This window comes from Pseudomonas lini (assembly GCF_001042905.1).
Taxonomy (GTDB): domain Bacteria; phylum Pseudomonadota; class Gammaproteobacteria; order Pseudomonadales; family Pseudomonadaceae; genus Aquipseudomonas; species Aquipseudomonas lini.
Genome location: NZ_JYLB01000004.1, coordinates 548,941 through 575,919, shown reverse-complemented (window position 1 = coordinate 575,919; position 26,979 = coordinate 548,941). Strand labels below are relative to the sequence as shown.

Annotated in this window: 27 protein-coding genes; 11 read left to right on the top strand and 16 right to left on the bottom strand. The window is 58.4% G+C overall.

Going from position 1 to position 26,979, the window contains the following annotated elements; all coding sequences use genetic code 11:
* Window positions 1-5: 5 nt before the first annotated feature.
* Together TU81_RS14735 and TU81_RS14730 are read right to left on the bottom strand one after the other, a co-directional pair.
* Window positions 6-629 carry a glutathione S-transferase family protein gene (locus TU81_RS14735; RefSeq protein ID WP_048395795.1) on the bottom strand — a complete coding sequence of 208 codons (624 nt, stop codon included), beginning with the start codon at window positions 627-629 and terminating at the stop codon, window positions 6-8.
* 42 nt (window positions 630-671) lie between these two features.
* Complete coding sequence (locus TU81_RS14730; RefSeq protein WP_038982072.1) at window positions 672-1,331, bottom strand: transglutaminase-like domain-containing protein; 660 nt, start codon at window positions 1,329-1,331, stop codon at window positions 672-674.
* Between the two features lie 248 nt (window positions 1,332-1,579).
* Between TU81_RS14730 and TU81_RS14725 the strand changes: the two genes are divergently transcribed.
* Together TU81_RS14725 and TU81_RS14720 are read left to right on the top strand one after the other, a co-directional pair.
* Window positions 1,580-4,027 carry an acyl-CoA dehydrogenase gene (locus tag TU81_RS14725; RefSeq protein WP_048395793.1) on the top strand — a complete coding sequence of 816 codons (2,448 nt, stop codon included), beginning with the start codon at window positions 1,580-1,582 and terminating at the stop codon, window positions 4,025-4,027.
* Between the two features lie 108 nt (window positions 4,028-4,135).
* Complete coding sequence (locus tag TU81_RS14720) at window positions 4,136-4,543, top strand: PA2817 family protein (protein WP_007905217.1); 408 nt, start codon at window positions 4,136-4,138, stop codon at window positions 4,541-4,543.
* Window positions 4,544-4,708: 165 nt separating this feature from the next.
* Here the strand turns inward: TU81_RS14720 and TU81_RS14715 are convergent, their stop codons facing one another.
* On the bottom strand, window positions 4,709-5,707 hold the full coding sequence (locus tag TU81_RS14715) for a LysR family transcriptional regulator (protein ID WP_038982070.1): 999 nt from the start codon (window positions 5,705-5,707) through the stop codon (window positions 4,709-4,711).
* 90 nt (window positions 5,708-5,797) lie between these two features.
* On the opposite strand from TU81_RS14715, the gene TU81_RS14710 reads away from it, so the two are divergent.
* The 3 genes from TU81_RS14710 (at window position 5,798) to TU81_RS14700 (ending at window position 7,927) form a co-directional block, all read left to right on the top strand.
* Complete coding sequence (locus TU81_RS14710) at window positions 5,798-6,424, top strand: serine-tRNA(Ala) deacylase AlaX (protein ID WP_038982069.1); 627 nt, start codon at window positions 5,798-5,800, stop codon at window positions 6,422-6,424.
* A gap of 92 nt (window positions 6,425-6,516) precedes the next feature.
* Window positions 6,517-7,287: a 2OG-Fe(II) oxygenase gene (locus tag TU81_RS14705; protein WP_038982068.1), complete on the top strand. Its 771-nt coding sequence runs from the start codon at window positions 6,517-6,519 to the stop codon at window positions 7,285-7,287.
* A gap of 1 nt (window position 7,288) precedes the next feature.
* Window positions 7,289-7,927 (top strand): LysE family translocator, encoded by a 639-nt coding sequence (locus TU81_RS14700; RefSeq protein ID WP_038982067.1) that lies wholly within the window; start codon window positions 7,289-7,291, stop codon window positions 7,925-7,927.
* A 66-nt stretch (window positions 7,928-7,993) separates the two neighbouring features.
* Here the strand turns inward: TU81_RS14700 and TU81_RS14695 are convergent, their stop codons facing one another.
* Together TU81_RS14695 and TU81_RS14690 are read right to left on the bottom strand one after the other, a co-directional pair.
* On the bottom strand, window positions 7,994-9,235 hold the full coding sequence (locus TU81_RS14695; protein WP_048395790.1) for an OprD family porin: 1,242 nt from the start codon (window positions 9,233-9,235) through the stop codon (window positions 7,994-7,996).
* A gap of 120 nt (window positions 9,236-9,355) precedes the next feature.
* Window positions 9,356-10,639, bottom strand: coding sequence for an MFS transporter (locus tag TU81_RS14690; RefSeq protein WP_038983634.1), 1,284 nt, complete (start codon window positions 10,637-10,639; stop codon window positions 9,356-9,358).
* A gap of 275 nt (window positions 10,640-10,914) precedes the next feature.
* Between TU81_RS14690 and TU81_RS14685 the strand changes: the two genes are divergently transcribed.
* From TU81_RS14685 to TU81_RS14660, 6 genes are all read left to right on the top strand, one after another.
* Window positions 10,915-11,862, top strand: a complete 948-nt coding sequence (locus tag TU81_RS14685) for a LysR family transcriptional regulator (protein ID WP_048395788.1) — start codon at window positions 10,915-10,917, stop codon at window positions 11,860-11,862.
* Window positions 11,863-11,953: 91 nt separating this feature from the next.
* Window positions 11,954-12,757, top strand: a complete 804-nt coding sequence (locus TU81_RS14680) for a putative hydro-lyase (protein ID WP_048395786.1) — start codon at window positions 11,954-11,956, stop codon at window positions 12,755-12,757.
* 82 nt (window positions 12,758-12,839) lie between these two features.
* Complete coding sequence (locus tag TU81_RS14675; protein WP_048395784.1) at window positions 12,840-13,397, top strand: hypothetical protein; 558 nt, start codon at window positions 12,840-12,842, stop codon at window positions 13,395-13,397.
* 743 nt (window positions 13,398-14,140) lie between these two features.
* A complete protein-coding gene (locus tag TU81_RS14670) occupies window positions 14,141-15,370 on the top strand; it encodes a type II and III secretion system protein family protein (RefSeq protein ID WP_038982062.1) in 1,230 nt (409 codons plus the stop codon).
* Window positions 15,371-15,483: 113 nt separating this feature from the next.
* On the top strand, window positions 15,484-16,191 hold the full coding sequence (locus tag TU81_RS14665; RefSeq protein WP_048395782.1) for a tetratricopeptide repeat protein: 708 nt from the start codon (window positions 15,484-15,486) through the stop codon (window positions 16,189-16,191).
* A gap of 18 nt (window positions 16,192-16,209) precedes the next feature.
* Window positions 16,210-16,482, top strand: coding sequence for a DUF3613 domain-containing protein (locus tag TU81_RS14660; protein WP_048395780.1), 273 nt, complete (start codon window positions 16,210-16,212; stop codon window positions 16,480-16,482).
* A gap of 536 nt (window positions 16,483-17,018) precedes the next feature.
* On the opposite strand, the gene TU81_RS14655 is transcribed toward TU81_RS14660, so the two are convergent.
* The 11 genes from TU81_RS14655 to TU81_RS14605 all read right to left on the bottom strand — a co-directional run bounded on the left by TU81_RS14655 (window position 17,019) and on the right by TU81_RS14605 (window position 26,958).
* Window positions 17,019-17,987, bottom strand: a complete 969-nt coding sequence (locus TU81_RS14655) for a type II secretion system F family protein (protein ID WP_048395778.1) — start codon at window positions 17,985-17,987, stop codon at window positions 17,019-17,021.
* Window positions 17,988-18,016: 29 nt separating this feature from the next.
* A complete protein-coding gene (locus TU81_RS14650; RefSeq protein ID WP_048395776.1) occupies window positions 18,017-19,003 on the bottom strand; it encodes a type II secretion system F family protein in 987 nt (328 codons plus the stop codon).
* Window positions 19,000-20,427 (bottom strand): CpaF family protein, encoded by a 1,428-nt coding sequence (locus TU81_RS14645; protein ID WP_048395775.1) that lies wholly within the window; start codon window positions 20,425-20,427, stop codon window positions 19,000-19,002. Before TU81_RS14645 ends, TU81_RS14650 begins: the two co-directional genes overlap by 4 nt.
* Before the next feature lie 3 nt (window positions 20,428-20,430).
* Entirely contained in the window at window positions 20,431-21,651 is a 1,221-nt protein-coding gene (locus TU81_RS14640) for an AAA family ATPase (protein ID WP_048395773.1), read from the bottom strand.
* Window positions 21,645-22,139 (bottom strand): TadE family protein, encoded by a 495-nt coding sequence (locus TU81_RS14635; protein WP_048395771.1) that lies wholly within the window; start codon window positions 22,137-22,139, stop codon window positions 21,645-21,647. Before TU81_RS14635 ends, TU81_RS14640 begins: the two co-directional genes overlap by 7 nt.
* Window positions 22,139-22,618 (bottom strand): TadE/TadG family type IV pilus assembly protein, encoded by a 480-nt coding sequence (locus tag TU81_RS14630; protein ID WP_048395770.1) that lies wholly within the window; start codon window positions 22,616-22,618, stop codon window positions 22,139-22,141. The genes TU81_RS14635 and TU81_RS14630 overlap by 1 nt, the downstream gene beginning before the upstream one ends.
* Window positions 22,619-22,626: 8 nt before the next feature.
* Window positions 22,627-23,970, bottom strand: coding sequence for a TadE/TadG family type IV pilus assembly protein (locus tag TU81_RS14625; RefSeq protein ID WP_048395767.1), 1,344 nt, complete (start codon window positions 23,968-23,970; stop codon window positions 22,627-22,629).
* Between the two features lie 73 nt (window positions 23,971-24,043).
* Window positions 24,044-24,862, bottom strand: coding sequence for a Flp pilus assembly protein CpaB (gene cpaB / locus TU81_RS14620; RefSeq protein ID WP_048395765.1), 819 nt, complete (start codon window positions 24,860-24,862; stop codon window positions 24,044-24,046).
* 15 nt (window positions 24,863-24,877) lie between these two features.
* On the bottom strand, window positions 24,878-26,206 hold the full coding sequence (locus TU81_RS14615; protein WP_048395763.1) for a P-loop NTPase family protein: 1,329 nt from the start codon (window positions 26,204-26,206) through the stop codon (window positions 24,878-24,880).
* A 2-nt stretch (window positions 26,207-26,208) separates the two neighbouring features.
* Window positions 26,209-26,739, bottom strand: coding sequence for an A24 family peptidase (locus TU81_RS14610; RefSeq protein WP_048395762.1), 531 nt, complete (start codon window positions 26,737-26,739; stop codon window positions 26,209-26,211).
* 27 nt (window positions 26,740-26,766) lie between these two features.
* On the bottom strand, window positions 26,767-26,958 hold the full coding sequence (locus TU81_RS14605; protein WP_048395760.1) for a Flp family type IVb pilin: 192 nt from the start codon (window positions 26,956-26,958) through the stop codon (window positions 26,767-26,769).
* Between the last annotated feature and the right edge of the window lie 21 nt (window positions 26,959-26,979).

Here is a 26,979-nt window from a genome sequence, read left to right as displayed (position 1 = left end):
GAGTATTAAGTCAACGCGGTCATGACGGCTTTGCGATACGCCGGACGCTGTTTCAGGCGCTCGTACCAGGCCTGCAAATGAGGCTGCGGCGCACGCTCGATCGGCATCTCGAACCAGGCATAAATGAAACTGCCCAAGGGAATGTCGCCCATACCGATCTCATCGCCGGACAGGTACGGTTTGGCCGCCAGCGCTTGATCGGCCATCGACAGCAGATCGTTGCACTCCTTGATCGCGGCCTTGATGGCCGGCCAGTCCTGCTGGTCCTGCGGGGTGCGCAACACACCCCAGAACACCGTGCGGAACGGGGCGGCAAAACTTGAGGTGGTCCAGTCCATCCACTTTTCGGCAGAGGCTCGGGCCTGCAGGTCTGTCGGATACCAAGCCGTATCGCTGGCATGACGGGCCATCAGATAACGGACGATGGTGTTGGATTCCCACAGCACGAAACCGTCGTCTTCGATCACCGGCACCCGGCCGTTGGGATTCATCGCACGGTACTCAGGTGTGTCGACCACGCCAAAGGCACCGCCGGCGTCGATGGCTTCATAGGCCAGGCCCAGTTCTTCGGCCGCCCACAATGGCTTCCTGACATTCGACGAATTTTTCCGACCCCAGATCTTCAGCATGACCGCCCCTTTTGGATGAATGCGCAGGCAGCATACGCCGGATCAGGCGCGACTCAAATCGCTCTGCATGTCACCCAGCAGCACCGGCAGCTGCTCGCCGAACAGATGCGGATAGCACTTTTCCAGGTGTTCGAAAAAGAACGCTTCCGGCACATCAGTGAACTGGCCGTGATCGATCAGATACTCCATCAACTGCTCGCCGTCACGGTTAAAGGGATGGAACACACTGTCGTTGACCCCGTCGAACTCCAGCGGCGCGACATTGAACAGTTCACAGAGTTGTTGATTGAACGCTGGGGTGGCTTTGACCCAACGATCGTTCAGATACAACTCGGTGTAGCCGTGCATGGCGAACACATCGCTTTTGAGCAATTCGAGCAGACGTGGCGTCGACAGATGATTGCGTACATCTGCCAGACCGATACGCGCCGGGATCCCGCAATGCCGGGCTGCACCTGCCAGCAACGTGGCTTTGGGCACGCAATAACTCTCCCCTGCCGCCAGCGCATAGCTGCCGCGCAAGGTTTCTGGATCGCGGCTGAAGGTGTAAGGGTTGTAGCGCACGGCCTCGCGCACCGCGTAATAGAGATTGATCGCCTGTTCGAGCGGATCGCGCCCGGCGCCACGATGTTTTTCGGCGAACTCCACCACCGAGGGGTGGTCACTGTCGATGAAGCGGCCGGGGCTCAGACATGCGTGCATGGGAACAATCTCCTGGGGGAAGCCACGAGTCTAGCGACAGCTTCAGCACAGAGATAACGACGTTTCGGCCAAATGTCAGCGTTTGCCGCCCTGTCGACAAAAGCGCTTAACCGTCCCCCCTCGAAATAACTGACGAATTTCAGCCCTTGCTTCCTACACGCTCAGACTCATGCGCTGACCACCCATTTTTATGGATGCCGTCTAAGCTCTGAAAGTGGTTTTGCCCCTGGCTTCATGGAGAATTGAATATGTTGCTGTTGTGGATACTGGTTCTGGTGGTCGGGATTGCCTACCTGGCACATCGCCGCACTGCGCCTCTGCCCGCCTTGGGCATCATCGCTGTCTATCTGCTGGCGATGGGCATCTTCAGCCATGCCCCCGTCTGGCTCATGCTGATTTTCTGGGTGATGCTCGCAGCCGTGGCCGCTTTCCTGTTGCTGCCGGATCTGCGCCGAAAACTCTTCACGGCGCCAATATTCGGCTGGTTTCAAAAAAACCTGCCGCCGATGTCGCAAACCGAGCGTGAAGCCATTGAAGCTGGCACGGTCTGGTGGGACGGCGAGCTGTTCAGTGGCCGTCCGGACTGGAGCAAGCTGCTGGCCTATCCAAAAGCGCAGCTGAGCGAAGAGGAACAAGCCTTCATCGATGGCCCGACCGAAGAGCTCTGCGCCATGGTCAGCGATTGGCAGATCGGCCAGTTGATGGATCTGCCGCCCAAGGCTTGGGATCACATTAAACAACATGGCTTTTTTGCCCTGATCATCCCCAAAGAGTACGGTGGCAAAGGCTTCTCGGCCTATGCGCACTCCCAGGTAGCGATGAAACTGGCGACCCGCAGCGGCGACCTGGCGTCGACCGTCATGGTGCCCAACTCTCTTGGCCCGGCGGAACTGCTGCTGCATTACGGCACCGACGAACAACGCAATCATTACCTGCCACGGCTGGCACGCGGCGACGATATTCCCTGCTTTGCCCTGACGGGTCCGATGGCGGGCTCCAACGTCGGCGGGATGACTGACACCGGGGTGATCTGCAAAGGTGAATGGGAAGGCAAAGAAACCCTCGGATTGCGTCTGAACTGGGAAAAACGCTACATCACCCTCGGCCCGGTGGCGACCTTGATCGGCCTGGCGTTCAAGGCTTATGACCCGGATCATCTGCTGGGCGACAAAGTCGACCTGGGGATCAGCCTCGCCTTGATTCCAACCCAGACCCCCGGTGTAGAAATCGGTCGCCGTCACTTGCCGCTGGGCGCCTCATTCATGAACGGCCCGAACTCCGGCAAGGATGTGTTTGTACCGCTGGAATTCATCATCGGCGGTCAGGAGATGCTCGGCGAGGGCTGGATGATGCTGATGAACTGCCTGTCAGTCGGGCGTTCCATTTCGCTGCCTGCCATCGGTACCGCTGCGGGCAAGTTCACCAGTCTGGTGACGGGCCAGTACGCGCAGGTTCGCGAACAATTCAACGCACCGCTGTCAGCCTTCGAAGGGATTCAGGAAGCACTGGCGCGGATCGCCGGCAGTACCTGGCTGATGGACAGCGCACGGATGCTCACCGCCAACGCGGTCGATCTCGGCGAAAAGCCGTCGGTACCCTCGGCCATTATCAAATACCACCTCTCTGAACGCGGCCGCGAATGCATCAGCCACGCCATGGATGTTCACGGCGGTCGGGCCATCATCATGGGCCCGAACAACTACCTGGCGCGTAGCTGGCAAGGTGCGCCCATTTCCGTCACGGTCGAAGGTGCGAATATCCTGACACGCAACTTGATGATCTTCGGCCAGGGCGCTATTCGTTGCCATCCGTTTGTGCTCAAGGAAATGGCCCTCGCCCACCGCGAAGACAAACAACAGGCACTGATCGAGTTCGATGCACTGCTGCTCGACCACATTGGTTTTGCCGTATGCAACGCCGCCAGCACCCTGGTGCTGAACCTCGGCCTCGGGCATTTCGAACACATGCCCGGGGACAAGCTCAGCCAAGGCTACTTCCGCGCCCTCAACCGTCAGGCCGCGGCCTTTGCCCTGCTTGCAGACCTGAGCATGATGCTGCTGGGCGGTGATTTGAAACGCCGCGAACGGCTATCCGCACGTTTGGGTGATGTACTCAGCTACCTGTATCTGGCCTCCGGCGCACTCAAGCGTTATCACGATCTCGATTCACCCGAGCATATGCATCCGCTGTTCGCCTGGGCCATGGAAGAGAGCCTCGGCCAGTCCGAACGTGCGCTGGACGAACTGCTGACCAACTTCCCGAACAAGGTACTCGGATGCCTGATGCGGGTGATGGTGTTCCCGTTCGGTCGTCGCCACAGAGGCCCGTCGGACAGACTGGCGGCCCAAGTCGCAGCCGTCATCGGTCGTCCCAAGGGCGATCCAACGCTTGAGGAGTTACTGGGGGGCTGCTATCGCCCGCAATCGCCAGAGGATTCGGTCGGCGCTCTGCAGTACGCTTGCGATTTGTTGAACGCCGCCAAACCGCTACAGAAGAAACTCAATACGGCGCTGAAAAGTCGCCAGGTCAAACCTACCGTCGGAGAAACTGCCATCGATGCCGCTCTGGAGGCTGGCGTCTTGCAACCGGTTGAAGCCGAGAGCTTGCGCGAGGCAGAAGTGGCGCGACGCAAAGTGATCGATGTCGATGATTTCGACCCAAAGGAGCTGGTATTGGCCAAAGGCAAGGTCCGCTGATCCAGCAGACCATATGTCTTCTCGCTATCATGGGGCTCTTTACCATGTGAAAAAGGGGCGCAGGAGCTTTATACTCTCGCGCCCGTTTTGCTCTTGAGGACTTATCTCGTGTCCAACGTCGTTGCCGATCATCTCGTCTTGCTCGACCACCTGCGCAGCATCCTGGTCGCCGTAGGTGAGGCCGAACAGGTTCCCGAAGAAAGCCATGCCTTGTTCCTGGAGCGCTTCGACGAACTGCGTGCATTGCTGCCGGTCGACCCGATCGAAAGCCAATACCTGGGCCAGGACATTCTGTGTCAGGTGATCACTCGCTATCCGCAAATCGCCCACCTGGTCCCACGCGACCTGCTGTGGTATTTCGCCGGCGACTGCCTGCATTACATGCCCGATGATGAAATCGACCTGTACCAGGCCCTTGAAGAACGTCGCTTCGAAGCCGAACAGAACGACGAACCGTTCGACTGGAATCAGGAAAAACAGCTGCTGGCGATGTCGAACCAGGACAGCAAGCACTGATCCCCAATCAGTAATGCAAAAGGCCCGCATGGTTGAACATGCGGGCCTTTTTTGTGGCATTGCCGAGTGATGTGGTGGTTCGAAGTCAGCCTTCGCGGGCAAGCCTCGCTCCTACAAGGTCTGCGCAAAACCTGTAGGAGCGAGGCTTGCCCGCGAAGAGGCCCGTCAGAGCAACCCATCACTCTCCGGCAACTCATACGCCACCGCGACCGTGCCCAATGCACTTGGCTTGCCCGGCCTGCTCAAGGTGGGCTCCTTCTCCAGGCATTCCACCAGATAGTCGATAAGCACCCGTAACTTGGGCGGTAGATAGCGGGTTGGTGAATGCAGCAGCCAGGCGCCTCCGTGGTAGGACGCCAGAAAAGTCCAGTCCGGCAGTACCTGCACGATCAGCCCTTGTTCCAGCGCATAACGGGCGGTGAAGTACGGCAGACTGCCGATTCCAATATGTTGCAATACCGCGCCCAGTCGCACGCCCGTGTGATTGGCGGCATAACGTCCGCGCACGCCGACGGTCACGGCTTTGCTGCCTTTTTTGAATTTCCAGCGCGCATCGCTCGGGGTTTCGCCCAGGTAGATGCAACTGTGGTTGAGCAAGTCGTGGGGATGAGTCGGGGTGCCGTGTTCGGCCAGGTACTGCGGCGTTGCGCAGAGCAAATGATCGATGGTCAACAACTGCCGCCCCACCAGCCCTGCGGGCGGGCGGTCGGTAATGCGGATCGCCAGGTCGACGTTGTCGTCGATCAGATCCACCTGACGGTCCTCGAGCAACAACTCCACGTTCACTTTGGGATAGCGCCGCAGAAATTCCGGCATGTGCGGATGAATCACGAATCGCCCGACGGCCTTGGGCACGCTGACGCGCACCAGCCCTTCCGCTTCATGGGTGAACTGACCGCTGATTTCCATCACCGACTTCGCCGCGCTGACCATCTCCTGGCAACGCTTGAACACCTCTTCGCCACCGTCGCTCAGGCGCAACTTGCGCGTGGTTCGTTGCAGCAGCCGCGTGGCGAGTGCCTTCTCCAGCCGCGAAATGCTGCGACTTACCGCCGAGGGAGAAGAACCTGATTGGCGTGCCGCTTCGGAGAAACTACCAGTCTCGACAACCTTGACGAAAATCGCCATTTCACCGAGCAGCGGCAGGGGAAGATTTATGCTCACAGCGCAACAGTCCTTTGATGATTGAACGGATTATCACGCAATTCCACGATTCATATAATGAAAATAGAAACTTTAATAAGGGCATGGAATATGACGCTTCGCCTCTTTTTCCATAGTGATGACCTCAAGGCCAATGTGGAGGTCTTGGATTGCACGCCCTATGAGAACGAATTCGCAGTAGTGCTGCGCGCCACACTGTTTCACCCTCAGGGCGGCGGGCAACCCTGGGATACCGGCTGGATCGGCGAGAGCCAGGTGCTGCGCGTGGTTCAGGATCCGGACCGGATCATCCATTTCGTCGACCACCCGGTAAAACTCGGCATGACCCAGATTCGGGTCGACGAGCAACGCCGCCGGTTCAACACTCGCATGCATTCGGCGGGGCACCTGATCGGTCACTTCGTCCAGGCGATGGGCTGGATGCCGACCAAAGCTCATCACTGGCCGGATGAAGGACGTGTCCAATTCAAACCGGGTGATAGCGCACAGGAGGTCGATGCGCAGACGATTCAGCACGGCATCACGCAATGGATCGCCCATGACCTGCCGCGCCTGACGTCGTTGCGCGAAGGCGCCCGGGAAATCGGCTTCGGTGAACTGCCCGCCTACGGTTGCGGCGGCACCCATGTACGGAGCCTGAAGGATTTGGGCACGGTCACGATCGCTTCCCTTTCACAGAAAAAGGGAACGCTGTCAGTCCACTACAGCGTGGACTGAACATTTGGGCGATGTCGGCCCCGTCATCGCCTGACGCCGGGGGAGCCTGCATTCGCGGGCTCTGTTGACTATCGATAGATGGACCTAAAAACATGATGCTTGACGTCGAGCGTCTCGATGAGACGTGCATACAAAAACTGGCCAACGAAGAAGTCCTCGCCATCCGCGTCAAAGGCTTGTTGCCTCGGCCGCTGGCGATCCAGATCGGCGACAAAATCCTCGCCCCCGGCTTCGAAGGCTACATCAACGCGCCGAGCATCGGTCGCATTGGCATGGCGTTTTATGAAGCGGAAAACCAGCCGCTGCTGATCGAGGATTACTTCGAGCGCGCCACCAGCAATATCGCCGAATTGCGCAGCCGTTGTGCGCCCTACTCCTCTCCTGTCGATACGTTGCGCTGCATGCTCGACGAGTCTTGGCCGGCGGGGGCACATCTGGAAAATCTCTATGGCCGCAAGATGTATGTGGGGCTATCCCGGGTAGTGAAACCCGGGGTGTGCTTCCTCGCCCATCACGACATTTTCGCCAAGGATGCCCCGGACAGCTTCCAGGCCAAAAGCCTGGAAGCGCAGTTCGCCTGCAACGTCTACCTGAACATGCCGACCGAGGGCGGCGCATTGCAGATGTGGGACCACGACATTTCTCCGGACCAGTTCGACGAAATGCGTGGCGACAGTTACGGCATCGACCCGGCCTTGCTCGGCCCTCCGACCCTGGAGATTCGTCCTGAGCCGGGTGATTTCATCATGTTCAATTCGCGCTGCATGCATTCGGTGACCCCAGGTGTGGACGACCCGCGATTGAGCCTTTCCTTCTTTGTCGGCTATCGCGGCAATGCTTCACCCCTGACTTTCTGGAGCTGAGATGTTTTCGAATTACCTGGGCGAGTTTCTGGCGCTGGCAACCATCCACTTTCTGGCCGTGGTCGCCCCCGGACCGGACTTCGCCGTAACCATCCGCCAAAGCGTGCGCTTCGGCCGCTTAGTGGGCATCTGCACGGCGCTGGGCATCGGCGCGGGCATTTCCGTGCATGTGCTTTACACCTTGCTCGGCGTCGGTGCGCTGATGCACACCACGCCCTGGTTGTTGACGGTGGCCAAGGTCGTGGGGGGTGCCTATATTTTGTACCTCGGGGTGAGCCTGATACGCAGCAAACCCAAAACTGTGCTGGAAGGCGACAAAGGTGCAGACGAACCGGTGGTCGAGCAAACATTGCTGAAGGCGTTCACCACAGGTTTTCTGACCAATGCCACCAATCCCAAGGCCACCCTGTTTTTCCTGGCGATCTTCACCACGATCATCAGTGCCACGACACCACTGCAGATTCAGGCGCTGTACGGGCTGTGGATGTGTTTCGTGAATGCCTTGTGGTTCGTGATCGTGGCGCTGTTTTTTTCCAGCGCCCGGGTGCGACTGCTGTTCATGCGCATGGGGCACTGGTTCGAACGAACCATGGGAGTGATCCTGATTCTGTTCGCTGGCCGCTTGATTCTGTCGATGTAAAACAAACGGCCCGCCAGTCCGACTGGCGGGCCGTCGATATCATTTCTTGTTCGATAACCGAGAGATTCACCAAAGCGCCAGGGTATAGCTGACGATCAAGCGATTCTCATCCAGATCATTGCCAAAGTTCGAACGCACCGATGCATTGCGCCATTTAAAGCCCAGGCCTTTCAACGTGCCGTCTTGCACCACGTAAGCGATATCGGTGTCGCGCTCCCACTCCTTGCCTTCACCCGCACCACTGCGCTGCACGTTATCACCCGAGATGTAGCGGGTCATAAAGCTCAACCCCGGCACACCCAATGCCGCGAAGTTATAGTCATAGCGCGTTTGCCAGGAGTGTTCGTCAACGTTGGCGAAGTCATTGATCTGCACGAAGTTGACCAGGTACGGATCGCTGCGTCCGATGTACGGAAACGGATCGTCGCCGCTCATGCGCTGGTAGCCGAAGCCCAGCGCGTGACCGCCGAGGCTGTAGGTAAACATCGCACCGAAAGCCTGGTTATCGAGGTCACGAAAGTTGCCATCCTCGATGCTGCGCGCATAGCGCACGTCGCTCTTGAGCGACTGACCGGCCCCCAGATCCAGCAGGTGCACCAATCCGAGGTAGTTTTGCTGGTAGATATTTTCCAGCTTGCCGTAGCGGTACTGCGCTGTCAGGTTCGGCTGGAATTGATAGTCAGCCCCGGCGAACTGGAACTTGTCACTCTGCCCGCCGATGCGATTGGCGGTCATGTCCTGGTAATCCGTGGAATCAACAAAGTTGATCTGCGTGAGTTGACCCGCCGTGAGCTTCAAACGGTCGATTTCCTGCACATTGACCAGGCCGCCCTTGAACGTTGACGGCAACAGGCGAGTGTCGTTGGAGTTCACCACCGGATCCTTGATCTGCAACGTCCCTAGCTTCAGGGTGCTCTTGGACAAACGTACTTTGGCGGTCAGGCCCAACTCGCCATAGCGATCCTGCGAGCCGCCCGACGAATCCGGCGGCAACAGATTAGTGCCCGCCGTGCCGCCGCCGGAGTCCAGTTTAAAACCGGCCATGCCCAGCGCATCCAGACCAAACCCCAGCGTGCCAGCGGTATACCCGGACTCCATCCGCAACAGAAAACCCTGTGCCCATTCCTCGGCTTTGTCTCGCGAGCCGTCCTGGCGGAAATCGCGATTGAAGTAAAAGTTGCGTGCTTCCAGGCTGCCTTTACTGTCGGTAATGAAATCCGCCTGAGCGGCCGGTGCGCCAAACAAGCTCAAACCGAGCAATGTGCCGACCGGGAGGTACAACCGTTGGGTGGAAAACGAATAGTGCATGCCGTGCTCCTGTTTCGGACGCGAGCGAGCCCTCTCGGGGGCGTTGCGATCGCGGCCGATGTTTGTCGATTAGCAATGGATCAGCGACGTCTGGGCACAATTGCCCAGACGTTTCGGGGTTCAGGATTCGAGTTGGCGACCGCGGGTTTCCGGCAGGCTTAACGCGGCCAGAATCACCACGCCATAGGCACCAGCAGCGAAGATTCCGATCCCCGTACCAATCGGCAACGTTTCGCTCAGCGCACCGATGAACAACGGAAACAGCGCCGCAATGGAGCGCCCGGCGTTATAGCAAAAGCCCTGGCCCGAACCGCGCATGCGGGTCGGAAACAACTCGGTCAGAAAAGCGCCCATGCCGGCAAAAATGCCCGAAGCGAAGAAACCCAACGGAAAGCCCAGCCAGAGCATCCAGGTGTTGTCGATGGGCAGTTGGGTGTAGGCCAGAACGATCGCCATGGAGCCGACGGCAAACAGGATGAAGTTCTTCTTTCGGCCGATGGCATCGGTCAGCAATGCACTGGTCACATAGCCAATGTAGGAGCCGACGATCACCATCGCCAGATAGCCGCCAGTGCCGAGTACGCTCAGGCCTCGCTCGGTTTTCAGGTAAGTCGGCAACCATGTGGTGATCGCGTAATAACCGCCCAGCGCGCCAGTGGTCAGCAACGAAGCGCGCAAGGTGGTACTGAGCATCCGAGGTGCGAAGATTTCAAAGAAGGCCCAACGCGAATCCTTTTCAGGCTTGGCCTTGCGCTCAATGCAGGCCTGCTCGAAGGTGTCCGACTCCTTGACCAGTCGGCGGATTACCAATACGAATAGCGCTGGCACCAACCCGATCATGAACAACGCCCGCCAAGCCTCTTCCGGCGGCAGAAAGCTGAATAATCCGGCATAGAGCAATGCCGTAAGCCCCCACCCCAGCGCCCATCCGGCCTGCACCATGCCCACTGCCTTGCCGCGATCCTGGGAGCGAATCACCTCGCCAATCAGCACCGCACCCGCGGTCCATTCACCGCCGAAACCAAAGCCCATCAAAGTCCGGGCCACCAGCAGTTGCTCGTAGTTCTGTGCCAGTCCGCAGAGGAAGGTGAAGAAGGCGAACCACAACACCGTCAGTTGCAGGGTGAGCACTCGGCCGATACGGTCGGACAAAATCCCGGCGATCCAGCCACCGGCCGCCGAGGCCAACAGCGTACAAGTACCGATCATCCCGGCATCGCCCTTGGAGATGCCCCAAGTGGCAATCAGGGTAGGAATGACGAAACTCAGCATCTGTGTGTCCATGCCATCCAAGGCATAGCCGATCTTGCAACTCCAGAAGGTACGCTTTTCATTTTTCGACAGGGGGCCGTACCAACTGAACGGGCCGGTGCGGCCCGAACCTGAAAGCACGTGGTCAGTCATGGTCTTTTCCATGGGAGTTCCTGCGGCAGCAAGCGAAGATGACGGACACGCCTCATTATTTTTTTGTGAAGGCGTTGTCGTGGGGGGCAGACGCAGTGGCTGCGTCGTGGAGCGGATTCTTCGCACCAAGGTCAAACTGCGTCAAACGGGAAAAAAACGAGGTTATGCATAAGAAAATTTGATACCCCCTGCGACGAACTCTGGAGTAACAATTACTGCACCCCCACCACGGTTCTCTGTGGAAAAACAGTGAACGCCCCATCACGAGAACCGCCATGAACCTCAAATTTCTCGAAACCTTCGTCTGGGTCGCACGCCTGCAAAGCTTCAGCCTTACCGCCGAGAAAATGTTCAGCACTCAGGCGGCTATCTCCAGCCGGATTGCCTCGCTGGAAGAAGAGTTGGGCCTGCGTTTGTTCGTGCGCGATTCACGCGGCGTGTCGCTGACGCTCGAAGGCCTCAAGGTGCTCGACTACGCCGAGCAGATGCTCGAGGTTCAGCGAGCGTTGAAACACTCGCTGGATAACACCAACCCGCAACAGGGCCTGGTGCGCATCGGCGTGATGGATACGGTGATCCACACCTGGCTCAGCCCGTTGATGTCAACCTTGATGCAGACCTTCCCCGCCGTGGAAATCGAAATCACGGCCGACGCCGCACGCAATCTGTGCGATCAGCTGCAAAAGGGCTATCTGGACATCGTGTTCCAGACGGACCTGATCCGCCACGAAAGTGTGCGCAACCTCGAACTGGCGCACTACCCCATGCACTGGATCGCCGCCAGTAACTCAATCTACGCCCGCCCCTATGCCTCTTTGGCCGAAATGGCCAGTGAGCGCATCATCACCTTCGTTAAAAACTCCCGGCCGCATCAGGACGTACTCAACCTGCTGCACGCCCATGGCATCAGTACGCCACGGGTCAGTTGCGTCAACTCGGTGTCGGCCATGACCCGGCTGATTCGTGACGGTTTCGGCATTGGCGCCTTGCCGGCCGCGCTGGTGGCCAAGCCCTTGGCCAGCGGCGAGCTGATTCAACTGGAACCAGGCACCCGCTTGCCGCAGTTGGATGTCGTGGCTTCATGGCGCGCCGGCGTTGGCCTGGAATTGATCGAAAGCATCGTCGATATGAGCCGCCAAGTAGTCTCCCAATACGCTGCGGATGTCGGCCCGCTTCGAATGGTTCCGGCACCCGGTCTCAACAACCGACGGACTCTTGAATAACTTTTAGTTGTCCCGGGGTAACAACATTCCTGGTTGGACGCCATCGTCATGGTTTTCTAAAAAGGGTCATCGAACCTGAAGAGATGCCGTGATGAGCCAACCCACCCTGTCTTTCGAACAACTGAGGCACAGCGCTCCACTGGCCCTGCGCCAATACATCGCTGCCGGACAATATCAGGGCCACACCAGCGGCTTGGCCCAAGGTCGGGTGCAAGCCAATATCGTGATTCTGCCCAATGATTGGGCTAACGAGTTTCTCCGGTATTGCACGCTCAATCGACAGGCTTGCCCAGTGCTCGACGTTACCGAACCGGGTGATCCGTATTTTCGCAATCTCGGCACAGCCATTGATATCCGCCACGAGGTGTCCCGATACAGGGTCTATCGCCATGGCGAACTGAGCGAAGAACCGTCGGATATCGAGCATGTGTGGCAGGACGATCTGGTGGCCTTCGCCATTGGTTGCTCGTTCTCCTTCGAACAACCGCTGCTGGATGCCGGCATCGCCCTCAGGCACATCGATCTGGGGCGCAATGTCGCCATGTACCGGACGAACATAGACACCCGCCCTACCGCGCGCCTGAGCGGCAAGCTGGTGGTGAGCATGCGCCCGATGCAGGCCGCCGCGGCGATCCAGGCGATCCAGATCACCGCACGCATGCCCAACGTCCACGGCGCGCCTGTGCACATCGGTGATCCGGCGCTGATCGGCATCGATTCACTCAGCAGCCCGGACTACGGCGATGCCGTGCCGGTCGAAGCCGATGAAATCCCGGTATTCTGGGCCTGCGGTGTGACCCCACAATCGGTGGTGCAAACTTCACGTCCGCCGCTGTGCATCACCCACGCCCCCGGCTGCATGCTGGTAACGGATGTTTTGAATAGCGCTTTGTAAATGAGTGCGGGCTCGCGTGGAATAGTAATGTGAGCCTTGGATTGGACTGCTCTCAACCTGATAGGGATGCCACGGACAAACAATGAACACTGCTCAACTATCGATTCAACAGTACATAAAAGCCAAGGACGGTAACCGCCCACATTTGTTACCCCAGGCTTTTGCGCCAGACGCGATCCTGGACATGGTCGTGCACACCGGATCTATCTCGTTTCCACCCCACGTTGAAGGCCTTGGCCCCATCGGCGATGTGCTGGTCAGGCGATTCGGCCAGACCTTCGAAAACGTCTATACCTTTTGCCTGGGACTCCCACCTGAACCGCAGGCCAGAGCATTCCAGTGCAAATGGCTGGTCGGCATGTCCGACAAGAGCTCCGGTGAAGCCCGAGTCGGTTGCGGTCTGTATGAGTGGCAGTTCAGCCCCGAGTCGGGGCTTGTCGAGAGGCTCACTATCACCATTGAGCACATGAAAACCCTGCCGGCGACTGATCTGCACTGCATCATGAAGTGGGTATCGCATCTGGATTACCCATGGTGCAGTTCGCAAGCATTAGTGAACAATGTTCCTGACATAGACACGCTTGAAGAGGTGATCCAGTACGTTACGTCCAATACTCCAACCTGCACTTCGCAGGTGTAGAACTACACAATCAGTCGTATTCAGCTTCCTTGTCATATCCCGCCAGATGCCATTGTTATGATTGGTCTGCATTCGAAAAGTACAAACCGGCACGCCTGAAAACGCCACTCAATGAGTGGCGTTTTTGTGAAATATGCAGCGCAAAACCCCTAGAAAAACTCGCGGAACCGTAAAGCACCCCTTATTTCATCAGCATCCGGCGCATTACCAATGTTTGCGTGGCCTGACCGTGGCTTTCAGAAAAAAAACCGGCACATGTATCGAAAGTTTTCGTTCAAGGCGTGGCGCTTTGCCTTGGTTGAACTACCTTTCAAACAAGAAGAAGACATAACGGTTTGAAATTGCACGTTAGGTTCAGCGATCAGATAGCGGAATGGCAAAAGGAGTTACCTCACTATGGTCCTGGCAAGCATTTTCCGGCTCTTTGCTTTGATTGCCGGTTGCTTTTTAGGGGAGTCAGGTCGGCGCAAAGTGCCGTCTTTAGCTGCTGTTGCTGTCGAGCCTGTGCCTATCGCTCGGGTCGACAGCTCAGGTATCTGGATCACTAAAAACCGTTATTGCGAAGGTCGCTCGCTGTTCAGTCAGACCAGCGTATTGCACCTGCTTGCATGTAGCACCACGGAATATTGCCGGGGCCATTAGTCAGGGGTCTGGCGGGGTAGAGGGCCGAACAAGGCCCCTTGTAGTGATCCGAGGCAACCCAGTTCGCCTCAAAGATGGCCTATTCAGCGAGGATGCACTTAATGAGCTATCGTACCGTGCCCGCTTTCAAGCGAATTATCCATGGCCTGTTCTGGACGGGCCTCAGCGTGAATGCGGCTCAGGCCGCGCCGGCCAATTGTTCTCAACTGGATAATATGCCGACAACGTTTGAGGTCGGTCAGGGGCTCCAGAATGAACTGCGCGTCCCCGTCCCGGTGACACAGCTGGCAGTCGGCGATCCGAAAATCGCCGACGTGCAACCCAGCGGCAACAACCCCAATGCCTTCTTGCTCACCGGTATGGCACCGGGGACCACCAGCCTGATGGTCTGGACCGCCTGTTCGACAACGCCGCGCCAAAGCATGGTGTTCGTCAAGGGCAAGGCCACCGCGGCGCTCACCAGCGTCTCGACAGTGCCTTCCGAAGACCCGCTGTTGCCGATCCAGGTGCAAACCGACATCCGCTTCGTTGAAGTCAGCCGGACCAAACTCAAGGAAGCCAATGCCTCGATTTTTGGCCGCCAAGGCAACTTCCTGTTCGGCTCACCGAGAACCTTGCCCACCGTCGGCGGCATTGTCACGCCGTCGGTGCCGGTGAACAACGGCATGTTCAACTTCGCTTTTGCGTCCAGCGATACTCTAGTGTCGATCAACGCACTGGAAGGCAGCGGTTTCGCCTACACCCTGGCACGGCCAAGCCTGGTAGCGCTCAGCGGGCAGAGTGCGAGCTTCCTGGCCGGTGGTGAAGTACCGATTCCGGTGCCCAGCTCCGGCAGCGATAACGTGTCCATCGAGTACAAGGAATTCGGTATCCGCCTGACCCTGACGCCGACCATCATCGGGAAAAACCGTATCGCGCTGAAGGTGGCACCGGAAGTCAGTGAACTGGACTTCACCAACGCCGTGAGCATCGCCGGCACCATCGTTCCGGCGCTGACCATTCGACGTACCGACACCAGCATCTCCCTGGCCGACGGCGAAAGCTTCGTCATCAGCGGCCTGATCAGCACCCGCAACAGTTCCCAGGTGAACAAGTTTCCGGGGCTGGGCGATATCCCGATTCTGGGGGCGTTCTTCCGCGACAACAGCGTCAACCGTGAAGAGCGTGAACTGCTGATGATCGTCACCCCACACCTGGTCCAGCCACTGGCTGCCAACGCACAACTACCGTCGTTGCCTGGCGAACAGCTGCGCAATTACGACCCGAACTTCTACCGTATGTTCTTCCTCGAAAATGGCGATTTCGACAGTCGCTCCGGGCTCTCGCAATGAGCCTGAATCAGACTTGCCTCGCCCTCATTCGTAACGGTGACCTTGAGCGCTTGCCGGGCCAGCTTTCTTGCCATTGGCCAGGCGTTCAACGTGTTGTAGCCAAAGGGCATTCGATGAAAGCAGTCATTGCAATAACGGCGACATTAATGCTCGCAGGTTGTGCCACTAATGGTGTGTCGCGACCTCCTGTCTGTGCCAAGCCCGATTCGGATCAAGAGTTGGCCCTGAGTCTGGCCGACAACATGGCCAACGACGGCCGTTTGTATGCCAGCCTGGCGAATCTTGAAGGTTTGCCCGACAACCTGGTTCAGGTTCGCCTGCGCAAGGCCCGGGTGCTGCGCTTGATGGGGCGTAACGAGGCGGGGCCGTTGTATCAAAGCTTGCTCGGCACCTGTATGGCCGCTGACGGGGAACATGGCTTGGGCCAGTTGGCCGCGGCCAAAAATGATTACGCCAACGCTACCACTCACCTTGAGCGTGCGGTGAAGATGGCCCCCACCGACGACAGGATGCGCAATGACCTGGGGGTGGTCTACCTCAATCAGCGACGGATCCCTGAAGCACGCTTTGAGTTCATGACCTCCATGGAGCTCAAGCAGTCCAATACGCTGGCGGCACTCAATATGGTGACGCTGCTGATCTATCAGGATAACTGGAAGGCAGCTTCCGAACTCGTGACCCGCGCCAGCTTAAGCCCTCAGCAAGTCGCAGAGGCTCAAACCCGCGCGGAAAAACTCAAGGCTTCTGCTAAAAAAGCAGTGGCATCCGAGGGGAATCGCAGAACTGAGGTAGCCGCTGCCTCATCCAGTGCGACCAAGTAAAACGTACGAGGAGTCGAGATGAATACCAAGAGGCTGTTGATCGTGTGCATGGCTTGCCTGTCCACCAGTGCCTGGGCTATTGAACCGGGCCCCTCTTCGAAGGAGCAAAAAGGCACCGAGCAGTGGATGCAGCTACAGATTCGCGGCATCGTTGCTTCGCCCAAACTGCAAACCGCTTCGGCCACCGAACGTGACCTGGCCATGCAGCGTTGGCTGAACAGCTTCCTCTACCCGATTCCGGAGTTTTTTGACCAGGATGTAGGCGGCGACGCCGCCAGCGGCAGCAACTGAAATACGTCAATGGGTGATCAGCCTCTGGCATCGTCCAGAGTAAGCCTGGCTGCAAGCCGGGCTTAATGACGTATGCAGAAAAGTATTGATATCCACATTTTCCAATCCTGCCCGGATTCCCCCGTAGGAGCTGACGAAGGCTCGGGCCACGTTCGGAAGAATCTTTTGCTCTTAAGCAATCCCTCGGCCATCAAAATCAAAAGATCGCAGGCTTCGCCAGCTCCTACGCTTGACCCGCGGTGCTCCTTGAAGGGGGGCTGGTAACTATTGCTTCTGCCACGACCTGCCGGTCACCGAGCATATCGCGACAATCAGCGCCAGGTCGTTATTAACAGATATACGCAAATCCCTGTAGGAGCTGCCGAAGGCTGCGATCTTTTGATTCAGAGGCTTGGGCAACGAATTGCCTGCCAGAAAAATCAAAAGATCACAGCCTTCGGCAGCTCCTACAGGGGATGTGTAAACCTATGGCAGGAAAGTGCAGATCAGGTTCGGGTGGCGAGGCCATCTGACTCGATAGCCTCCACCCGTTGCTCTCACATATTTCCGAAGGCTCTGAACACGCCAATCATGGCTGGGCCGATGGCGACCAGGAAGAAGCTCGGCCACAGGCAGAAAATCAGTGGGAATATCAGCTTGGTGCCGATTTTCGCCCCCATTTCTTCGGCGGCCTGCGTACGCCGATCTCTGAACTCATCGGCATAGATGCGCAGGGTATCGGCCACACTGGTACCAAAGCGGATGCTCTGCGCCAACAGGCTGACCAATCCTTGTACGTCCTCCAGGCCGGTGCGCACAGCCAGTTGCTTAAGCGCCTCGGTACTGGAAATGCCCGCGCGGATTTGCGCATTGACCAAGGCCAGTTCTTCAGCCAGTTCAACCTGACTGACCGACATCTCTTCAGCCACCCGCTCGATGGTCGTGGGCAGGGCCAGGCCCGACTCCACGCAGACCACCATCAGATCCAGCGCATCTGGAAACGCGGCACGCAGCCGCCCTTGTCGTGCCTCTTTGCGCTTGCCGACATACAGTGCCGGCAGCAACCATCCTATACCGGCCGCCATGAGCACCAACACCAGGCCAATGTTCAGTGAAACCCCGGGGATCATGGGCAATAGCAGCAATGTAAGGCCGACCAACAACAGCGGTAACATCAAGCGCACCGCCCAGTACATCTGCACCGCCGAAGAGGAACGGTACCCCGCGTGTGTCAACAGGGTCTGGGTGACAGAGGTTTTAGCCGATTCGGTCGAGGCAAAACGCTGACCGACCCGCTCCAGCAACAGCTGCAGATTACCCGGAGCTTCCTGCCCGGCCGAGCTGCCTGAATGACCACGCTTGATCAGCGCCAAGCGACGCTGCACAGGGTCCTGAAGACCCAACATCAGCAAAATCACGGCGCTAGCCGCAAGCACCGCACTAATACCGACCACGCCGATAAACAATAGGCGCGCCAGCTCTTCGTTCCCCGTAATCCGACTGAACAACCCGAGTAAAAAGTCCATGACCTATACCTCCCGGTAGCGAATACCGCTTAAACCTGAATCCGGATGATTTTTTTTATCCAGAAAATCCCGATCAACATGGCGCAGAAAGCCCCGATGATCAGCTTGTGGCCAATGGGATCATTGAACAGCACAGGCATGTAGCTGGGGCTTGTGAACACAATCGCAACGGCCAGCACGAAGGGGATCGCCACCAGCACCCAGGCCGACATGCGCCCTTCCGCCGACAGGGTTTTGATCTTGCGCTGAAAGCGGAAGCGCCCTCGGATCAGTCGGCTCAGACGTTCCAGCACTTCGGTCAAATTGCCGCCGGTCTCACGGTGGATAAGGATCGAGGTCACCAGCATCATTACCGTCATGCTCGGCATCCTTTCCAGCAGGCCAAGCATGGCCCGGCGCACATCGTTGCCATAGTTGATATCGGCGAAGGTCAGGCCGAATTCATGGGCGACCGGTCCCTTGTGCTCTTCGGCGACCAGGCGCAGGGTTTCGTTGAACGGATGCCCGGCGCGCAGGGCCCGGCACATGGCATCCAGCGCATCCGGCAGGCCTTCCTCAAACTGAGCGAAACGTTTGCCGCGGTCACGAGAGATTTTCAGCAGAGGTATCCAGAACACCGCGAAGGCCACCAGCAGCGCCATCCACCAGACCGACGAGAGCATCAGGATCGAGATACCCGCACAGGCCCCCAGGAACAGCCCGAGCAATATCACCCGATAAGCACGATATTCATGTCCCGCCTGTTCGATCATCTGTGTCAGGTTCGACATAAAAGGCAACTGCTCGAGCATGGCCTCCAGTGGCGACAAACGCGTCAGGTATTTCTGCCGCAACACCGTCTGCATGTTGGGCAGATTGTTGGCTTTCTCCAGTACATGCAAACGGCCGCGGATGCGCTTGCGCATCTTGCCGGCTTCACCGAATACCGGCACCACCACGCCCTGGGATAAGAGGAACACGGCAATAAACACCATGCCGAGGAACATCAGAATGAATTCACTGGGAATATTGTTCATGACTGCCGTGCCTCCATCCATTCAGGCCTGAACATGTTAAGCGGCAACTCGATGCCGCGCTTGGCCAGTACATCGCGGAAGGCCGGGATCATGCCGCTGGGGCGATAATCGCCGAGCACTTCGCCGTTTTCGCCCATGCCTTGACGCGCAAAGGAGAAGATTTCGGTCATGGTGATGACCTCGCCTTCCATGCCGTTGATCTCTTGCACGCTGACCAGCCGGCGCTTGCCGTCCTCCTGACGTTCCAGCTGGATCACCACATCAATGGCCGAAGCGATCTGCTGCCGCATGGCCTTGATCGGGAAGGTTGCCCCGGTCATCGAGACCATGTTCTCGATTCGCCCCAACGCGTCGCGCGCGGTGTTGGCGTGGATGGTGGTCAAGGAGCCGTCGTGGCCGGTGTTCATCGCTGTCAGCATGTCCAGCGCTTCAGCGCCGCGCACTTCACCGATGACAATGCGGTCCGGGCGCATCCGCAGGCTGTTGCGCACCAATTCCCGCTGACTCACCTCACCTCGCCCCTCGATATTCGAAGGCCGGGTTTCCAGGCGCACCACGTGGGGTTGCTGCAGTTGCAGTTCAGCCGAATCTTCGATGGTGACGATCCGCTCGTTCTGTGGAATGAAACTGGACAGCACGTTGAGCATGGTGGTTTTACCGCTGCCGGTACCGCCGGAAATCAACACGTTCAAGCGTCCACGGACAATCGCCTTGAGCAGCAGGGCAATGGCCGGGGTTAACGTCCCCACGGAGATCAGGCTGTCGGTATTGAGCAGGTCCACCGCAAAGCGGCGAATCGACATGCTCGGACCGTCGATGGCCAGCGGCGGGATAATTGCGTTGACCCGCGAACCGTCCTTGAGCCGGGCATCCACCAGCGGCGAAGACTCGTCGATACGCCGACCCAGGCTGGACACAATGCGGTCGATGATGTTCAGCAGATGCTGATCATCGCGAAAGCGTACATCGGTCCGTTGCAGTTTGCCGAAGCGCTCGACATAGACCGAGGCATGGCCGTTGACCAGAATATCCGACACGCTGTGATCGGCCAGCAACGGTTCCAGGGGACCCAGGCCGAGCACCTCGTCGGTGATCTGCTTGATGATCAACTGACGGCTGGTGGTACTCACCGGCGCCGAATGCTCTTCGAGCAGGCGCTGGCAGATATCGCGAATCTGCCGCGTGGCCTCGGCCTGTTCAAGGGAGTCCAGCAAGGACAGGTCCATGACCTTGAGCAACTGCTGGTAGATCTTTTCCCTCCACTCGGCCTCCACCGGGGTGACCTGGCTTCTGGTTTCGTAAAGAACGTCCGGTGTTACACGCTCCCACGCCATTATTTCCTCTGCCGGATCCAGTTCGTCGCCAGTCTGAGCGGCGGGTTTACCGGACTGTTTGCGCAAGCGGTTACGAAAGTCGCTGATCATGGGTCATCCCCCGAAAAAACGGTTGAAGGCGCGTTTGAGTAAGCCTTTGTTCCCGGCCACCTGTTGACCGACCAGGTCCTCGGTCATGTCGCGCAGTGCGGCAGTGATCGCTGCCCTCGGCGCATGCAGCCCCAACGGCACGCCAGTGTTCTGACTCTGGCTGACCAGGTTGAAGTCGTTGGGTAATTTCGACAGATTGGTGCAGCGTAGTGCCTCGCCAATGTCTTTGAGGCTGATCGCTCCCGCCTTGTCATAGCGGTTGACCACTATTTGCAATTGATCCCCGCGCACGCCCAGGTCATCGCGAAGAATCCGCACCAGGGCGCTGGCATCGCGCAGATGGCTGACGCTCTGCTGCACCACCACGTACACCCGATCCACCTGTTCCAGAACGGAGCCGGTGAGGTGGTCGATTTGCCGCGGCAGGTCGATCACCACCCAGTCGTAGCTGGCGCGGGCCAATTGCAACAGGGTGTCAAGTTGCTCGGGTTGGGCATCTTGCGGCAGGCACAGCTCACCGGCCCGACCACCCAGCACATGCAGGGTGGGGCTGAAGTGACTGCAAAAACCGCGTAGCGCGACGCTGTCCATGCCATCGATTTGATGCAACACCTCGAGATGGCTGTGCGACTGCGCCACATCCAGGTAATGCGTCACGCTGCCAAATTGCAGGTCCATGTCCAGCAACAGGGTACTGCCGCCCCTGGCACTGAGCTGCTGAGCCAGGTTGCAGGCCACCAGGGTTCCGCCGGAGCCGCCCTTGGCGCTCATCACGGCGATCAGCTTCCCTTCTGCCCCACTGCCGGTCCGGACCTCCGTGACCAGACGATTCAACGCGGCGACCAGTTCTGTCTCAGCGATGGGTTCGGGCAAAACGTCACGAGCGCCGGCCTGCATCGCCATACGCATACCTTCCTGTTCGCTCAGCAGACCGCAGACCAACATTGGCGGACGCTCATGGGCCGGATGCAGCAACAGCGCCGCCAGCTCTTCGCGCCACAGGTGGCTGACGCGCAACAGCAACAGATCGGGCATCCGGTCCAGACCGTAAAGCGGGTCGACATGCCCGTTACTCACCAGGCGAGTGCTCACTTCAAGGCTCGGCATACGCTGGCAGACGCTCTGCAGATCGCGCAAAGAGGTGGCGTCACGGCTGCTGATCAGCAACCGGAGCCCGGCTTTGCCAGTCGAGCTGGAGACTGGAGTTTCCTTGGTATTCAGCATGGTGTGATCTCCCCGGAATCGGAATGACGTCCTAGGCTTTCGCGTGGCAACGTTGCCCTGAATGTGGGCAAGGTAATGGGCACGCCGAACCCGGGAATAAACAGGTTGAAAACGAAGTTTTGCAGGCTCAGCTGGACGTAGCGGATGGCACGGAATCCATTGACCCCACTCGTGTCGGAGGGGTTGGCCACCACAGCACCGTTTTCGTCCAGATAGGTCAATACCAGGTTGCTGGTGGTCAGGTCAGTGATCAGCTGGCTTGTACCGGCGTCGCCCGCGGCATTGAAGATCGCTCGCCGCAGGATCACCGGATCGCTGATATTGCATACCGCTGCCAGACGCGCACCACGTCGCGCGGCTTCATCCAGCGCATTGACCGTAAAGTACACCCGGCCCATTTCCACCACGCCGAACAGCAGGATGAACATCAACAGGCCAACGAAGGCGAACTCCACGACATAGAGGCCCTGCATATTTTTTTTGTTCATTACAGTGCCCTCATGACGGTCGTGGCGACCAGTGGAATGCTCAGCGCAATCTGACTGCCAAAAAATCCTGGAATCGATCCGCCGCAATTGCCACTGCCAATCACCGGGCAGAAGTTATAGGTAATGGTGACCCGTACATGGTCGATGCCCACTGCGGCGACTGTTACGTTCGCGGTCGTCAACCCTGACACCACAGCGGTGCCGGTGTTGGCAGGCACGCCGTACACCGCGACGTTTTTCGTCTGGGTCAGCAGCGCATTACTCAAAGAGACGGTGCCAAGCGTCGAGTTCCAGGCTTGACCGGCGACAAAACGGTCGGCATCGCGGCTCGCTTGCAGCAGTACGTTGTACTGGTAAAGCATGCGGCCAAACTCGCCGAGGCTCAGCAACAGCAGGAGCAACACCGGCAGCACCAGGGTGAACTCCACCAGCGCCACGCCTTGCTGGGCCTGTGCTCGTTTAAACGTATGAAGTCTCATGACGCCTCCTACGAGTCAGTGCTCGGAATGCCGATGCCGAGATAGGTTTTGTAGAGCTGGATGATCTGCGGGCCGGAATCGTCTGCCGGCGAAGGGCTGGGCACGTTGTCGCCTTCGCACTCCCGCACAAACTGACCGAAGATCTGTGCCTCCGTGCCGCCGCTATTCATTGGCTGCACAATGAAATAGCAACCAAAACCCAGGACGGGGATCGTGGTTGAACCGCCCTGTTTGCCGGTGCAATTGCCAACAACGACTTTCAGCATCCGGCGCTCGAATACCCCGTTGCTCTGGCAGCCACTGCCGGCTCCCGCCACACACGCGGCCACGCTCGCCTTCCAGTCGTTGTAATCCTGTATCGCGTTGCTGCCCGCGGTGAGATTGCCGCTGCTGGAGGTGACGGGTTGCCCCTGGTAAAACGCCTGCGCGGGGGTGACCGAGTCGTTGTAGGTGATTGCGGGATTGCTCGATGACGTCACCAGGTCTGGCGGATAGTTCGAGGCACTGACTGGGCCGTTGTAGATGCCAAAGCGCGTATTCAAGCCTTGAGACGCAGGGCCGACCATGTTGCCGGGTGAGGTCTGGACATTTTCCCCCACATTGCGGCAGACAGAGCCGCCTCCGGCCAGGTCTTCTCTGACCGAACTGCCGCCCGAACCAAAATCGAGCAACTGAAAGTTGCCTGGGCCAATGGGAGACGAATTGCCGGCACCCGTCTTCAATACTTGTAAATCACCAAATTGAAAGCCCCAGAACATGCCTGCGTCCGGGTCGTATTGACTCGCGTCGCCACAGATCATCAACGGAGCGAGATCACATGGACTGGTGGGGCTGGGTCCAGCGGTGGCGATCGCCGCTACCGCTTTGCCCCCCAGTCCGCTGGAGCCGACTGTCTGGGCGAAGTTCCAGAAAAAACCGATCAGGCTGTAGTTCGATACCGATACCCGAACGTATTTGGCATCCGTCGGCCCGGGATAGGAGAACGGGCCATAGACGCTGCTGGACAGTTCCACCGTCGCAAAAGCGCCTGGGTTGCCGGCGACCGCCGTGGCCAATTCGTTGTTGCCTGCAGCGCTGGCGTTTGCCTGCAGCGTAAACAGCGCTGCGGTCCGAGTTGCACTGGCGAAATTGAGCCCTCCCGTCACCTGACTCAATGTTTTGGCACCACTCAGGGCGGCGGCGTCCACCGCATTCTGCAGGCGCGTTTTGTTCAGCAACATGTGCCCGCCGTCCAGGGCCAACGCCGCCATCATCCCAATCGCCGCCAACGCGAACACCATCAATACACTCACCGCTCCTTCCTGGCGCCTTGGCGTCGCAGTGAACGGCTGCTGAATACGAAGATTCATCATCAAGCCCTCATTTGCCGATGCTGATCCGGATCGGCTCCGCCAAGACCTGTTGTCCAGGACCTGTTGCGCCCTGTCAGCGAATGTTGACTACCTTGGTTTCGATCCCGCGAATGATGGTGATAGCCCCACCACTCTCGCCGCTGCTGCGCTGCACCACGCGTTTTGGCACCGTGGCGGTGGCCACAGCCATGACGGGTGCGGCAGGCGCAACAGGTGCAACGGCCGCGATTTTTTTCTCGGAGTTCAGCGGGTTGCGCAGGGTCAGTTGCAATTTCCCTTCCGTTTGCGCCGTGACCAGGGTTTCAGCCTCTGCGGTCGTCATCTCCAGTGTCACTGCACGCACTACCACCGGTTGGGTCTTGTCGGTACCTGCCGTCTGGTCCACCGCCAACACCCGCAAGTTCTCGAGGATGGTCCTGGACACGGCACTGTTACTGCCGGCACTGGTGGTTTTGGTCGCCAGCACATCAACCCGGTTGCCTGGCAGGAGGAACCCGCCCACGCCGACCACATCGTCCACGCGGACCGATATGGCACGTTTGTCGGTCGCAATCAGAGAGGCCAGGGTGCTGCCACCCAAGTGCTCGCTCAGGCGTGCGCCGCGCATGATGTCGCCCTTCAGAATGTCAAACGTTGCGATCTTGCCTACTGCTTTGTCGGTGGAGTCGAAGGCATCGTCCGGAATCGTATCCATGGGCATGCGCATGGTCGTGACCTGTTGGGCCTCGACCATCTGCCCGAATGGAATCTCTACCGTGGCGACCACCACGCTTCGAAGGTGGTCATCCGGGCTGGCATTGAGCCGGGCGCTCAGCCAGGAGTCGGCCATCCATGCAGCACCAAGGCCCATGACCAGGGAAACGCCTACCAGGGTAAGAGTACGAGAGCTCATGTCAGTATCTCCGTATCAAAGAAAGTCGAGCTGGACGAAGTAGTTGTGCCAGGCCCATTCCAGTTCCTGTGGCGACAGAGCCCCGGAACCGCCCAGGTAACGCTGACGGTCGAGTGCCATGTTCAGGAGATCGCGGGGATGGCAAGGCACCAGGGGCATGCCTTCACTTGCATAAAGCCTTTGCAGTACATAACGCAGCAGCAGCGGGTCGAAAGGAATGCCCAGACGCTCGCTTTCCTGACGCCAGATCTTTTCGTACTCCTCAGGCTTCAGGTAACCGAATTGCAGCTTGTAGCCAATCCGGCGAAGGAAGGCCTCATCGGCCAATTCCAGAGGATTGAGGTTGGTGGAAAACACCAGGATCAGATCGAACGGCAGCTCGCAATGTCGACCACCGCCCAGATTTATGAAATCGCGCTTCTCTTCCATCGGTACGATCCAGCGATTCAACAGCTCGGCAGGTGCCATGCGCTGGCGTCCCATGTCGTCGATGATGAACAGGCCATTGCTGGCCTTGAGCTGCAAGGCGGCCTGGTACTGACGGGTGTAGGGGTCATAGCGAACGTCCAGCTGCTCCATGCTCAACTCACCGCCCGTAATGACGATCGGGCGTTTGCAGCACAGCAGTCGACGGTCGATCCCTTCGTTGAGCATCAGAGTGTTCTGTTGACCGTTATCATCCAGGCGCTGATGCACCTGCGGGTCATAGATCTCGATCACCGACTCGTTGATGACAATGGCATGAGGCACCCAAATGGCCTCGGCGAACAGACGAATCAGCCGACTGCTGACATACGTCTTGCCGGTACCCGCGGGGCCATAAATCATGATTGCGCGCCCGGAGTTCAGCGCCACGCCCAACTGATCAAGCATCCCTTCGGTCAGCACCACACCAGCAAGGGCGTTGCGCATATCGTTGGCGTTGATGCGACCATGGTGAATGGTCTGGAGTTTGATCAGGGAACGGTAAGTACTCACCGGGAAAGGTGCCGCGCCGATGTAGCCACTGCGTGACAGGGCATCGCGGGCGGCACTGCGACCGCGTTCGGTCAGGCCATAACGCAGCATCTGCCCACTGGCTTGCCCCATCTGGCCAAGCACTTCGACACGGCCGTCCTTGCGCAGAAACGCCAGGACCTCTTCTAGCACGGCGCCGGTCAGCGCCAGGCGTTCCACCAGCCGCGGCATGTCGAGTACGCCGGCGTCATGCAGATGCTTGCACACCAACTCACCGAGAAAACTGTCTGTCAGACCGGTCTCGCGGATTGTGCATGGCTGAGGCGCCAGTCGTTGCACCGCTTCCCGATCGCTGGGGTAGGCATCACTATCGACGATGACGTGCATGACTAAGCTCCCATTCCACCAGCAACGAGTTGCCAGTAGACGCTGTTTAAAGTGCCGATCAGAATGGCGATCGAATAAGGAAAAGGTTTACCGGCTACTTCATCCGAAGCAGGCGCCAGATAGGACTGCGCCCTCAGCATCAGCCGATAGCGGCCCAGGGTTTGAAGTAATTGACCGCGGAACAGCACAATCAGGAAACCGCATACGCCGCCGGCAATCAGGCTGAACATTGCAGCCCACAACGCGTAATGAACCGGTAAAAAACTGCCGACCATGGCCATTAACTTGACGTCGCCGGCGGCCATGCCACCAAAGGCGTACATGGGCAGAAAAAACGCAAAACAGATCAGCATACCTAGCAGACTGTCACTCAATCCGCTGACACCACCTGAATAAGTCTGACTGACCAATCCCAGGGCAAGCCCCAACAGGACCAGCATGTTGGGAATACGGTGGCGAAGCAGATCGCTCACCACCGCGACGCCCAGCAGTCCTAGCAGTACAACTGTCGACACCAGCAATTCCATGGACATGGCGCGTCTCCCCTACCGGGACTATCGTTAGCAGGCCGCACCTTTGACCGCGGCGCACAGCGCTGTGATCCTGGTGTTCACTTCGCCGCCCAGAAGAACGAACATGGCGGCAACAGCGACTGTCACTAACCCACCGGCCACCGCGTACTCCACAATGGTCAAGCCATCTTCATCTTTGGCGAACTTGTTTATCGAAGTTGTGATTGTTTGCAGATTCATTTTGGGTACCTCACTTCAGCG